The organism is Candidatus Bathyarchaeota archaeon (assembly GCA_026014465.1).
Lineage (GTDB): Archaea > Thermoproteota > Bathyarchaeia > Bathyarchaeales > Bathycorpusculaceae > JADGNF01.
The window spans coordinates 641,232-652,946 of sequence record JAOZID010000010.1; the positions used below are offsets into that span (position 1 = coordinate 641,232).

Consider the following 11,715-nt stretch of genomic DNA (forward strand, 5'->3'; position numbering starts at 1 on the left):
ACGCTACGCTTTAAACCACTTAAAAATCAGATACTTCACTTTTTCTTCACCCAACCCGGGCACCGCAATAATGAACCGTTTACGGACGGTAGTTGCTAATCTGCCTGCTTTGACAATTTCAGTGGCGGATATGTCTGAGCCGGGGGTTTTGACAGAAACCATGTAGGGCGCGTGTTCTATGCCTGGGCCGTATTTGTAGACGGCGAAGTCGCAGCCGAATTTGATGCCGGGGGTTACGATTAAGCCGCTGTCTCTTAGGTCTTGGTAGACGACGTATTTTTGGTCGAATTCGTCGTAGAGTTGTTTGGCTTTTTGTTTGAGTTTTTTTAGGGTGACCTTTTTTTCGGAGTCCTCATAGACGGTTATGAGGTTTTTTTCGGTGAGGTAGACGCCTTCCATCAAATCTAAAATTAGGGGGACGGAGAATTCGGGGATTTTGGGTTTGGCTATGCCGATGGGTTTGCCGTAGTAGCCGTTTTTGTAGAGTTGGGAGCCTTGTGTGGAGTCCCAGACGACCAGAAAGTTTTCAAGCAACTCTACAGGGATTTTCTGGGACATGAAGGCTTTTCACTTCTCACATGATAAAGGAGAGCACCCGCACGGCGTCAGCGGCGTCTTCGGCTTTATCTGCCGAGTTCTCCATTAACTGAAGCACATCTTTCATCAAAAACATAGCAGGCAAATCCATCTTGCTGCTAAGAACCTTGATAGCTAAATCACGGTACTTATCATCCACCACGCGCTCTGCAATCTCCACGTCCTTAGCTTTCTCCAAAGTCTTCAAGGAACCATACGTTAGAACCATCATGGTTTCCCTAAGCTTAAGCACCGCATCCAAAACCGCGTCTGCAAGACCCTGCAAATCCGCTTTGATTTCCACGGGAACATTCCATTTATGCTCAAGTATCTGCAACAGGTAAAACGCTATACCCTCGGAGAAGTCTGCGATTTCGCTGGTTAAATTGGTGAAACGCAAAAAGTCTTCGCGGCTTATGAGTATGGCGCCGATTTCAGCAAGCTCGGTTGACACCATTTGCCTTGCGGTGATGACTTCTTCTTCGCCTTTTTTGATTTCGCTAAACAGTTGCCTAGCGCTTTCTTTGTCGCCGCTGGCGAAGTGATCAACCATCTGGGGGATTTTTCTGGTGACCTCCAACACCTTGCGTAAATTATCCTGACAAGCACTTAACGCCTTGCGCTTAACACGTTGTTCTGTTTCCGCTGGAAGTACCAAATCCTATTTCCCATCCAATATTTTCGTTGATTTCTGCAACTTGTAGTGCATAGGTAGATTAAAAAAGCTAACTACTCGTCACTCCAATAAAGTCCCTAAATCTTCGAAAACTATCTTGTTTTGGAAGTACTTGTGTAAGAGTTCAGGCAAATCTTCGATTCTGCTTCGGACTTGCTGCCAAGAGTCACGGCAACGAATGGTTACGGTGCCTTCCTTGAGGGTTTGGTAGTCCACGGTTATGCCCAAGGGTATGCCTGCTTCGTCAGCGCGCGCATAGCGTCTGCCAATCGAACCAGTTTCATCCAGTTCAGCTGAGAAACCCTCCTGAGTTAGCTGTCTTTGAAGCTCCACTGCTTTCTTGTCTAAGCCGTCCTTGCTCATCAAAGGGTAAATACCCAACTGCACAGGCGCAATACCCCGCGGAAAACTCATCACAACACGATCATCCTTCATGCCATACGCGTACTCCAAGGCAACATAAAACAGGCGGTCAGAACCAAAACTGGGCTCCACCACATGAGGAACAAAACGTTTCCCACGCACCAACACTTTTTGCTTGACAATTTCCACGTGCTCAGGCAACACCTTATAGTCGCCCGCCATGTAGAAACCATCGTTTTTGAGCGCCGCCTCAACCGTTGCGGGGTCTGCTTTGAACAGCAGTTCACCGACTTTTCCTGCTTCTTTTTTGAAGGCGGGTCCAAGCTTTGCCATTACGGGTTTTGCTACGAACTGCTCGGTTTCGATGGGTGTTGGGTATTCTTTGAAGACACGCATGTCGGCGCCGCTGGCTTTTGTGTGGCAGTTTAAATCGAAGTCGGTGCGGTAGGCGTGTCCTGAAACTTCGGTCCAGCCCCAACGTTCCAGCAAGACTTCTTGGTCAAAGCTTTGGCTGGAATAGTGCGCTTTTTCCCAAGGCAGTTTTTCGATGAAACGCTGCTTTTCTTGGGGTACGCCAATTTGGGTTAGGAGCCGTTTTGCCATAGCCATAAAGAACGCCTGCCACTCGGAGAGCACGATTTTTTGCTCCAAAGCCTGACGAACCGTAACCAGAACGGTTTCTTCACTTTCTTTTAGCCGCGCTTCTCCTAGCAGGATAGGCAAAACCTCATCTTGCACATCGCAAAGCAGCGGGCAGCAGGGTTCTTCAGGGTCAAAAAAGAACTCCAAATCGCAAATCGTGAATTCACGCAACCTAATCAAGCCTTGGCGCGGCGAGATTTCGTTTCGCAGGGCGTGCCCGATTTGTATGACTCCAAAGGGCAGTTTTTCGCGGGCGGCTGCGTAGAGCCTGTTGAACTCAACAAAGATGCTTTGGGCGGCTTCGGGTCGTCCGTAGCCTGTGGCACCTGAGTAAGGTCCAATCGTAGTTATGAACATGGTTAAGAACTGCTGGGGAGAGCCGAAGGTTCCGCCGCAGTCGGGGCAGGTTATCGCGTTTGTTTCGATGGCTTGCTGAACTTCTTGAAGCGTCATTTTTTCAGCTTCAGTGCAGGATATGTTAGCGAACTCCAGTAGCAGATGGTCGGCGCGGAAGCGTTTATTGCATTTGACACATTCCACCATGGGCTCTTTGAAGTGGTCAACGTGACCTGACGCCTCAAACACTTTCCCAGGCGTAATAACAGAAGACTCCATCTCCATAATGCCCGTCTGCTTAACAAAAAGCTCCCGCAACTTATTCTCAATATTCTGTTTTAGGCGCGTCCCCAAAGGACCATACGCTACAAAACCGCCAACGCCACCGTAAATCTCGTAAGAATTCCAAAAAAAGCCCCTGCGCCGGGCTAACTCGTTAATTGCCGTAAACTTATCACACACAGACTTGTCACACTTGACTTCATCGCTCATCTAATACGACCCTTTTTAAGCTTAACAACCCCTAAGAAATTAAAGCTTACTAACCCCCAACACAAAACCCACCAAAACAAACCCACCACACAGCCAAAAGACCCCCCCCCTCCCCCTATGGTTTCTGCATGCAATTAAAATTAGCATCCTATAGGTTGGTGTGGGTTGGGTTGTGGTTTTGTTGTTTGGTGGTTGGTGTATGTTATGCTTAAATATGCGCTTGGTTTTTTTATTATTTGTTTGATTTAGGAGACTTAGTAGGATGCCCGCAGTTGAAGTTGGTAGGATTTGTGCGAAGTCGCTTGGCCGTGAGGCTGGTAAGAAGTGCGTGATTGTTGATGTTATGGACAAAAGCTTTGTTGTTGTGACTGGTCCTAAGAAGGTTACTGGCGTTAAGCGTAGACGTGTTAACGTGAATCACATAACCATCTTTGAGGACAAAGTTGACATCAAGAAGGGCGCTTCTGACGAGGACGTTGCACAAGTCTTGGAAGCCGCTGGTAAAACCCAAGAAATGCAGCAGCCAGCAAAACCTTAACCGCCCAAATTAACTTTTATATTTCCCTGCAATTCTTTTTTCACACTCAAAGGAGAACCAAACAGCTTATGCCCCGAACTCTTCCCCCCTGGGAAAAGAAACATGAACTGCTGGTGAAAAACGAGGACACCACCGACCACAAATATGGACACGCCCCCCACATGCGCCCCCCGCAAGAGTACATCAACCACGGCGTAATAAACCTCAACAAACCCGCTGGACCCACCAGCCACGAGGTCGCCGCGTGGACAAAAAAACTCTTGCAGTTAACCGTCATCGGTCACGGCGGGACCCTAGAGACATAGCCACACAAGCGGGCTACGTCAGGGACATCCCAAAGTGACAGGGGTTTTGCCCGTAACCATAGGGGACTCTACGAAGATTGTACAGGCACTACTGTACAGCGGCAAAGAATACATCTGCGTTATGAAACTCCATGGCGATGTTGCTGAAAGCAAAGTCCGCATTGTGCTCAAAGAGTTTGAAGACGAGATTTATCAGCGTCCACCCCTGCGCAGTTCCGTTAAACGCCAAGTCCGCACCCGCCGAATTTACTACAACGACTTCATAGAAATGAATGGCAGAAACGTGCTCTTCCGCGTCGCATGCGAAGGCGGCACCTACATCCGAAAACTCTGCTACGACGTAGGCGAAATCCTTGGTGTGGGCGGGCACATGCAGGAACTGCGTCGTTCTCGTGCGGGACCCTTTAGCGAGGATAGCAAAACCCATGTAAGCCTGCACGATGTGGCTTACTACTTTAATGAGTGGCAACAAACCCAAGACCCCAAACACCTGCGCAGCTTCATAGAACCCATGGAGAACGCCTTGGAACTTTTGCCTAAACTATTTGTTAGGGACTCCGCGGTTGACGCATTGTGCCACGGAGCCAACTTGGGCGCGCCTGGAGTGCTAAAGGTTCAAGACGGCATAGCCAAAGACGACGTCGTCGCGATTTTCACGTTAAAAGGCGAAGCCGTAGCTTTAGCCAAAGCCAAACTGGTCAGCGAAGAAATCATGAACGCCAACCACGGCACAGTTGCCACGTTAGAACGTGTTTTGATGCCTCGCGGCACGTACCCCAAAGTCTGGAAGGGGGTCACAGCGGATGAGCAAAAAAAGCCGCGTTGAACACTACTACACCGAGCAACCCACCGCCCCCGCGCGGTACGGCATAATCCAAACCACCCTGCGAGGTATACCTTTCGAGTTTTTGACGGCTTCAGGCGTTTTTAGCACAAGGCAAATCGACGCAGGCACCCGCATCTTCATAGAAAATATGCAGCTCCCCCAAACAGGAACCGTCCTTGATGTCGGATGCGGATACGGAGCCATAGGCATAACCGCTGCAAAACTCAACTCTGACCTGCAAGTAGTTCTAACCGACATCAACCAACGCGCCGTCCAACTAGCAAGGCAAAACGCGCAGAAAAACCACGTCCGCAACGTAAAAGCCAAACACGGCAACCTCTACGCGCCCGTCCAAGACCAACACTTTGACTGCGTGCTTTCAAACCCGCCCGTAAGCGCAGGCATGGAAACCGTACAAACCATCATACTGCAAGCCCCCGCCGTTATGAACCCCAATGCTACCTTGCAAATGGTTGTGCGTTCCAAAATCGGCAAAAAAACCCTTCCCGAAACCTTCATGCAGGCATTTGGCAACGTCGAGGTGCTGGCTATCAAAAGCGGCTACCGCGTGTTGATGGCAAAGAATTGCCTGTAAATGTTGGTTTTGCAGGTTTGCGCTGCTGGTTGTATGTTTAATATGGGGTTAAGTGAAGCTTGAAATAGGTTTAGTGCATAATTTAGCTGTGTGTAGGGGGCGGTGAATCCGTGAGCAAAGTTAAGTGCCTGCTGGTTTGTTGTTTTTTGTTTGTAGCGGTTTTTTTGCTTTCGTCCTCGTCGGTTTTGGGTGCGTCGTTGGATTATGAGGATGAGTTTCAGGTTGCCACGTTTTTGACGCAGGTTGCAGGTATTGATTTGAACGAGTACCGTATTAGCGGTTTTGATGTTTCTACTTGTGAGGTTTTGGATTCGTCTATTGAGCAAACAAGCATAAACGCCCAGTTGGTGCGGGGCGAGGAACTATTTAGCCTTGAGTTAAAGCTTGTGGACGGGCGGATTTCAGTTTACTCTTTTTATTCTTCGTTGCCCTCAAGCACAAGCCAAACTATCCAAGTCAGCGTCGAAGAATCCCTAAACATAGCTAGACAAGCAATAGAACGCTACCAAACCTGTTTTAACGCCGCCTACTGTGAAGGCTTTAGCCAGATGATACCCCAAAACGTACCCGCCGCAAACGCGACCATCAACACCAAAAGCACCCAACTAAACATTCAACCACAAACCCAAGACAGCCAAGCTCTGCAGTTGCAGTGGCTAAAAACCGATGCTGCTTCTCGCATACAACAATTAGAACTCACTTTGTCGGTTTCAAAAACAGGCATACTCAGTAGCTTTACTGACGAGCTGGCAATCTACAGCCTAGCCACCGCTAACGCCACCATAACCGAAGAGCAAGCCATCACCATCGCAAAACCCTACTACACCGATTACGCCCAAACAAACAACAGGCAAATCCAAAGCATTAAAGCAACCTTCGACTACGCCACCGACACAGGGGCTCTGCGAAGCAACGACACCATGATGTATCCGCGATGGCTAGTCACTGCTGAGTTCACCGAAACAAGTCAAGAAGGAATCTACGCATACAACGTCATGCTCTGGGCAGACACAGGCGAAGTCTACAGCCACGAACCCCAAGCCATATTCGTGCACGCCTCAACAGGCGACCCCCCAAATGAAATATACCTCGCCGTAGTGGTCGTGGCAGCCGCAGCCGTGGTCATAGGCGTTTATTTGTACAGAAAAAGCCGCATCTAAACCGCTACGCACTGTCGCCTGCGAGGTCTTCAACTAGTTTTGCGACCTGCTCTATGGTGTACTTGTTTATGGTTTCGCCTTTTTCTTTGGAGGCTTCTGTGGGGTCGCCCATGACGCCGCTGGGGAAGTATTTTTCGGGGTCAGAGACGACTTCGAATCGGGGCATGTCAGGAAAGCACGCTAAGCCTTTGGCTTTGACCAAGTCTGCTTTGATGTCCATGACTCGGGAGGTTTCCACATCGCCAGCGTGCCCATCGTTGGGGGGTATTTTGCATTGCTCGTTTAGTTCAAATGCGAAATCAAAATCCGAGAGCACCATAATGCGGGTTTTGCGTTTGTTGTTGTGAGGTTGGGTTAGGACTTTTTGCGCTGCCATTCTAAGCGCGGTCATGTGGGTGGAGCCTGCGTGTCCGCTCATGACGATTATGCGGTTAAAGCCGTTGCGTATTAGTTCGGAGAGTATGTCGCGTGCAAGACAGTAAAGCGTGTCAAATTCGATGGAAAGCGTTCCTGTAAAGTTGCGTCCTGCATTGCAGATGCCGTAGCGTATAGGCGGCAAAACTAGGCACCCAGTTTGTTTGGCAACTTCCACGGCTACGTGTTCGGCTTGTATGCTGTCTGTGCAAAGCGGCAAATGCGCCCCATGCTCCTCCACGCTGCCCAACGGAAAAATAACCACTACACCAGCAGCCGCGGCTTCTTTCGCCTCAAAAGTACTCAACTCGTCAAACCAAACACGCTTCCCAACAGCAGACTTGCCAGATTCAACCATAACATTCACCTAAATCCATACCCCATACCGCATCCACGCTAATAAAACGCTTCACCCGCCAATAGAAGCCGCAAAGCTTTAAGTTGCGTGAAAAAACTATAATAAACGCTCAGCTATCATGTACAGAAAAGCAGTTGTGCCGGGGTCTCCTAGCCAGGTAGGGAGCAAGCCTGGAGATGCATTCATCTTCAGGTGAAGCACCAATCAGCTTGTGGCCCCTTGGGCCGCGGGGGTTCGAATCCCTCTCCCGGCGCCACTTTCCGTTTCATGTTTTGCTGTTTTGAGTGGTGGGTTTTTGGGGATATGTTGAGCGCGGTGATTTTGAATTTTGCGTAGACGCTTTCGCCTTCGAGTAGTCCCAGGTCGCCCAGTGAGCTTAGGGTGAGTTTGGAGCGTATGGGAAAGCCTACGTCTACGGTGACAAGGGCTATGGAGCGCATGAGGGTGATTTCTGTGACGGTTCCGGTGAGGACTGTGCATGTGCAGCCGTGATGGTGGGGTTTGCTATGGCAGGGCTCTGATGCAAGGATAACATCTTCAGGCTTGAGAGTAACAAGCAAGGTTTTCTCGTCTAAGCCGCCAAGTCCAGGGGCGGGGATTTGGATGCCATTGATGTCAAGCAGGGTACGGTGGGGTTGGTGGATGAATTGAGCGGTGTAGACGTTGAGTCCCATGAATTCGGCGACGTATCGCGAGGCGGGTTTGCTCAGTAAATCGTCGCGGTTGCCTACCTGCTCGATGCAGCCGTTGCCCATGACTGCGACCCGATGCGACATGATAAGCGCCTCAGTTAGGTCGTGGGTGACGTAGACGGCGGTGATTTTGAGTTTACGCAGCAGGTTCTTGAATTCAAGCCGCAGCGACTCACGCAGCTTCGCATCCACCGCGCACAATGGCTCATCCAACAACAGCACCTCAGGGTCAGTAGCCAACGACCGCGCCAAAGCAACCCGCTGCTTTTGCCCCCCACTAATCTGATGCGGAAAATGCCCCGCATACTCGGTCATGCCCACAAACTCCAAAAGCGAACGCGTCTTAGCCACAACGTCGGATTGGGAAAGCCGCTGCGCCTTCAAACCATACGCCACATTATCCTTTACTTTCATGTGGGGAAACAGCGCCGCCGTCTGGAAGACATAGCCGATTTTACGTTCACACGGAGAAAGACACACCGTTTTTCCGTTGGCTTGCCCGTAGACTAAGGTGTCGTCAATGTAGATGTTGCCTGTGTCAGGTCGGTGCAGCCCAGAAATAACGTTGAGCGTCGTTGTTTTTCCACAACCATTTGGTCCAAGTAACGAAAAAACCTCCTGTGCCCCCACATCCAAAGTCAAATCTTGCAAAACCGCATGTCCACCAAACGACTTCGTCACAGATTCGAGTCTAATCATTTTTTTCACCATACTTTTTTTGCTCTAACACTTTGACGCCTACGAGTATGCTAAACGAGAGCCCAATCATTATCGCTGAGAGCACGATGGCTGCGAAGGGTTCCTGTGCCAAGAACAAGTAAATCGCCAACGGCATCGTCTGGGTTATGCCGGGCAGGTTGCCCGCGAACATTAGGGTGGCTCCGAATTCGCCCATGGAACGCGCCCAAGTCATCATAAGACCCGAGGTGATTTGGCGAATCGACAAAGGCAACGTAACCGTGAAGAAGACCCGCAGGCGTGAGTCGGTTAAGATTTTGGCGCTGTTGACTATGTTGGGGTCTACGTTTTCGAACGCGTTTTTGGCTGCACGCAAAACCAGCGGCGACGCAACAAACGTCTGCGCCATGATAACTGCTACGGTGCTGCCTGGCAATGTTATGCCCAAACTGGTGAATGCGGGTCCTAGCAGTCCTTTGGGCGCAAACGCTAACAGCAACGCTACACCCGCCACGGCAGGAGGCAAGATAATGGGAAGGTCCATGAGGGTGTCTACTGCGGCTTTTCCAGGGAATTTGCGGTTTGCGAGCAGGTACGCGGTGGGTATGGCAAAGACAAAGGAGGCGGCGGTTGCGGCGGTGGAGGTTAAAAGCCCCAAGGCGAGGGCGTTGAGTATGGCGGGGTTTTGCAGGTACACGACGGTTTGGGCAGGTTCCATACGCAGGAAAACCGCGACGATGGGCGTGGCGATGAACAGCACAAACGCTGTGATGAGGCTGCCTGAAACCACCAGCACCAGCTTGTTTGAAACGCGGCTACCCACAGGAAACTTCAACTTTGCCACCCCAAGTCATAACCGAAACGGCAAACAGGCAAACTGTTGAGTTTGTGTCATCAGGTTCCAAATCCAAACTTTTTCAGTTGCTCTTGTCCTTGGCTGGAGAGCCAGAAATCCACGTACGCAGAGGCTAAATCAGGCTTGCCAGTGCCGCCTATGACTGCTAAGCCGTAGGTTCCCTGCGTGTTCACTTCGGCGGGTACTTGTATAACTTGAAGTTGCGAACCTGAAAGCCCCGCGTAAGCTGCATCAGACATAAAAGCCATACCTGCGTCGACGGTGCCCAAGTTGAGGGCGACTTTGCCCACTACGGCTTCTACGGTGGTTTCGTAGGAGACAACGTTGGATAGGAAGCGTTCTTTGTAGTTTTCCCATTCTGCGCCGCGGTACTGGGGGCTGCTTTGGTTGCCCCAGGTGGAGTCGATTTTTGTTAGGGTGGTGTTGGTGTAGGTGCCTACTGGGATGGCGGTGTCGGCTATGACGATGTTTACGTCTGGAGCGGCAAGGTCAAGCAGGCTGGTTATGTTTTTGGGGTTATCCTGAGGCGTTAGCACCGCTAGGGTGTTGGTAGTAAAGTTGTAGTATTGGTCGTTGTATAGGTAGCCTGATTCGCAGAGTTGCTTTGTCCATTTGAAATGCGCAGACAAGTAGACGTCTCCAGGGGAGCCTGCGAGGATTTGCTGGTAGAGGCTGTTGGAACTGCAGGAGTTGAAGATTATTTTGCAGTTATGCTTCGCTTCGAAGTCTTCGCGGGCGTCTTCAACCATGTTAAACAAGCTGGCAGCAACAAAAACCCGCAGCTCCACCGCAGACTCAGGCTCAGACGACCCCGTCGGCGAATCCTCAGGGCTAGGTGCGGCAAGCAAATCCGCGTAACCCGCATACAAGCTCAACCCAAACACCGCCGCAGCCAAACAGCAATACATCAGTACATGCTTCTTGTTCATTCTACTCACCTACGCGGGTATGTCCATGCGCAAATCTGCGGCTGCTGCGCTCTCGCGGTTCTCGCTGCGGGGCAGTAAGCTAAGGTTTTGGAGGATTTTTTTGAATTCTTCTTCTTTGAGGGATTCGCGTTTGCCGTTTGCGTAGATTGCTTTGACTTCGCGAACAACGGCGGCTAGGGTTTCGTTGTTGGGGTAGTTGCCTGTGACTTCAATGATTTTGTGTTTGATTATGCCTTTGCCTGATTGTTTGCCTATGGTTAGGTGCCGTGTGTTACCGACTAGTTCGGGTGGGTAGGGTTCGTAGGTCCAGGGGTTGCTTAGGACGCCGTAGGTGTGTATGCCTGATTCGTGGGTGAAGCCGTATTCGCCTACGATGGCTTTGTTTGAGGGAACCACAAAGCCTGTGGCTTGGCTGATGAAGTCGGCGATTTGCTTGAATTTCTGGGTTTTGCCCTCGTATTTTTTGACGCCATAATGCAAGTACAAGTTAAGCAGGATTTTCTCGGTTTCCGCGTTTCCCGCGCGCTCGCCAATGCCCAGATACGTCGTGTTAATGTAAATCTTATCCCACAGACCCGAAGCCGCCCGAACCGCCGCCAACGTATTTGCTACGGCGTTGCCAAAGTCATCGTGCATGTGAATCTCCAAAGCCTCGATGCGTGTTTCTTTTTTGAGGGCTTTGATTTTCGCGGGAATTCCAATTGGCAAGGGCGCGTCGGCTTCGGGGAGTCCAATTCCGACGGTGTCGCAGACTCTGTAGCATTTTGCTCCTGCATCTGCCATGGCGTTAACGAATTTTTTCTCAAAGTTCCAGTCTGCGCGGGTGCCGTCTTCGCCGTGTATGAACGTTCGCAAACCATGCGTTTTAGCTGCGTACTCCACCACGTCCACCGCGTTTGCCATGAGTTCTTCGTCGGTTTTGTTTCTCCATTTCGACCGCAAATGAAGATAGGAAACTGGATGCGAAATGCCAACCTCTTCAAACCCCATGTCTATGGCGCTGTCTATGTCGTCTTTGAGGCATCGGCACCAACCCGCGATTTGGCAAGGCAACTTTAGGTCCAAGATGAGTTTGGCGGCTTGCTTGTCAGGCTCTTGATAATGAAACAGCTCCAAGCGTTCCGCGCCTATGTCGCAAAGCAACTGCGCAATCTTTGCGGCGTCAAGGGGCTTTATGGCTATGCCTGGCATTTGAGCGCCGTCGCGAAGGGTAGTGTCGTCGATGATGGGGTCGGTTTGGAGGCGGGGCATTTTGAAGAAAAAATCATCCAGTTTCATC

General features: G+C 50.6%; 12 protein-coding genes, 1 tRNA gene and 1 pseudogene. 7 read left to right on the forward strand and 7 right to left on the reverse strand.

What is annotated here, in order from left to right; genetic code table 11:
- Nucleotides 1-3: 3 nt before the first annotated feature.
- The 3 genes from endA to glyS all read right to left on the reverse strand — a co-directional run bounded on the left by endA (nt 4) and on the right by glyS (nt 3,085).
- Entirely contained in the window at nt 4-558 is a 555-nt protein-coding gene (gene endA / locus NWF04_05400) for a tRNA-intron lyase (protein ID MCW4006017.1), read from the reverse strand.
- A 16-nt stretch (nt 559-574) separates the two neighbouring features.
- A complete protein-coding gene (locus NWF04_05405; GenBank protein ID MCW4006018.1) occupies nt 575-1,234 on the reverse strand; it encodes a DUF47 family protein in 660 nt (219 codons plus the stop codon).
- 78 nt (nt 1,235-1,312) lie between these two features.
- Nucleotides 1,313-3,085 carry a glycine--tRNA ligase gene (gene glyS, locus NWF04_05410; protein MCW4006019.1) on the reverse strand — a complete coding sequence of 591 codons (1,773 nt, stop codon included), beginning with the start codon at nt 3,083-3,085 and terminating at the stop codon, nt 1,313-1,315.
- A gap of 262 nt (nt 3,086-3,347) precedes the next feature.
- Between glyS and NWF04_05415 the strand changes: the two genes are divergently transcribed.
- The 4 genes and pseudogenes from NWF04_05415 to NWF04_05430 all read left to right on the forward strand — a co-directional run bounded on the left by NWF04_05415 (nt 3,348) and on the right by NWF04_05430 (nt 6,509).
- Entirely contained in the window at nt 3,348-3,623 is a 276-nt protein-coding gene (locus NWF04_05415; GenBank protein MCW4006020.1) for a 50S ribosomal protein L14e, read from the forward strand.
- A gap of 68 nt (nt 3,624-3,691) precedes the next feature.
- Nucleotides 3,692-4,754: pseudogene (locus NWF04_05420) on the forward strand (RNA-guided pseudouridylation complex pseudouridine synthase subunit Cbf5).
- Nucleotides 4,732-5,349, forward strand: coding sequence for a class I SAM-dependent methyltransferase (locus tag NWF04_05425; protein MCW4006021.1), 618 nt, complete (start codon nt 4,732-4,734; stop codon nt 5,347-5,349). Before NWF04_05420 ends, NWF04_05425 begins: the two are co-directional and overlap by 23 nt.
- 110 nt (nt 5,350-5,459) lie before the next feature.
- Nucleotides 5,460-6,509 carry a hypothetical protein gene (locus tag NWF04_05430; protein ID MCW4006022.1) on the forward strand — a complete coding sequence of 350 codons (1,050 nt, stop codon included), beginning with the start codon at nt 5,460-5,462 and terminating at the stop codon, nt 6,507-6,509.
- A gap of 4 nt (nt 6,510-6,513) precedes the next feature.
- On the opposite strand, the gene NWF04_05435 is transcribed toward NWF04_05430, so the two are convergent.
- On the reverse strand, nt 6,514-7,281 hold the full coding sequence (locus NWF04_05435) for a creatininase family protein (GenBank protein MCW4006023.1): 768 nt from the start codon (nt 7,279-7,281) through the stop codon (nt 6,514-6,516).
- Nucleotides 7,282-7,419: 138 nt separating this feature from the next.
- On the opposite strand from NWF04_05435, the gene NWF04_05440 reads away from it, so the two are divergent.
- The 3 genes from NWF04_05440 to NWF04_05450 all read left to right on the forward strand — a co-directional run bounded on the left by NWF04_05440 (nt 7,420) and on the right by NWF04_05450 (nt 8,483).
- Nucleotides 7,420-7,537: transfer RNA gene (locus NWF04_05440), tRNA-Ser, on the forward strand.
- 407 nt (nt 7,538-7,944) lie between these two features.
- Nucleotides 7,945-8,091 carry a hypothetical protein gene (locus NWF04_05445; GenBank protein ID MCW4006024.1) on the forward strand — a complete coding sequence of 49 codons (147 nt, stop codon included), beginning with the start codon at nt 7,945-7,947 and terminating at the stop codon, nt 8,089-8,091.
- A complete protein-coding gene (locus NWF04_05450; GenBank protein ID MCW4006025.1) occupies nt 8,079-8,483 on the forward strand; it encodes a hypothetical protein in 405 nt (134 codons plus the stop codon). The genes NWF04_05445 and NWF04_05450 overlap by 13 nt, the downstream gene beginning before the upstream one ends.
- Nucleotides 8,484-8,664: 181 nt before the next feature.
- Here NWF04_05450 and modB read toward each other — a convergent pair whose 3' ends face one another.
- Genes modB through NWF04_05465 form a run of 3 tightly spaced genes read right to left on the reverse strand, consistent with a single transcriptional unit; the run spans nt 8,665 to nt 11,714 of the window.
- On the reverse strand, nt 8,665-9,486 hold the full coding sequence (gene modB, locus NWF04_05455; GenBank protein ID MCW4006026.1) for a molybdate ABC transporter permease subunit: 822 nt from the start codon (nt 9,484-9,486) through the stop codon (nt 8,665-8,667).
- Nucleotides 9,487-9,545: 59 nt separating this feature from the next.
- Nucleotides 9,546-10,436: a molybdate ABC transporter substrate-binding protein gene (gene modA, locus NWF04_05460; GenBank protein ID MCW4006027.1), complete on the reverse strand. Its 891-nt coding sequence runs from the start codon at nt 10,434-10,436 to the stop codon at nt 9,546-9,548.
- 9 nt (nt 10,437-10,445) lie between these two features.
- Nucleotides 10,446-11,714: an isopropylmalate synthase gene (locus NWF04_05465; GenBank protein ID MCW4006028.1), complete on the reverse strand. Its 1,269-nt coding sequence runs from the start codon at nt 11,712-11,714 to the stop codon at nt 10,446-10,448.
- Nucleotide 11,715: the final 1 nt, after the last annotated feature.

What these genes read in the sequence shown, in the direction of transcription:
- endA (MCW4006017.1), bottom strand. Translation starts at nt 558, where the DNA reads ATGTCCCAGAAAATCCCTGTAGAGTTGCTTGAAAACTTTCTGGTCGTC.
- glyS (MCW4006019.1), bottom strand. Translation starts at nt 3,085, where the DNA reads ATGAGCGATGAAGTCAAGTGTGACAAGTCTGTGTGTGATAAGTTTACG.
- NWF04_05415 (MCW4006020.1), top strand. Translation starts at nt 3,348, where the DNA reads ATGCCCGCAGTTGAAGTTGGTAGGATTTGTGCGAAGTCGCTTGGCCGT.
- NWF04_05425 (MCW4006021.1), top strand. Translation starts at nt 4,732, where the DNA reads ATGAGCAAAAAAAGCCGCGTTGAACACTACTACACCGAGCAACCCACC.
- NWF04_05435 (MCW4006023.1), bottom strand. Translation starts at nt 7,281, where the DNA reads ATGGTTGAATCTGGCAAGTCTGCTGTTGGGAAGCGTGTTTGGTTTGAC.
- modA (MCW4006027.1), bottom strand. Translation starts at nt 10,436, where the DNA reads ATGAACAAGAAGCATGTACTGATGTATTGCTGTTTGGCTGCGGCGGTG.
- NWF04_05465 (MCW4006028.1), bottom strand. Translation starts at nt 11,714, where the DNA reads ATGAAACTGGATGATTTTTTCTTCAAAATGCCCCGCCTCCAAACCGAC.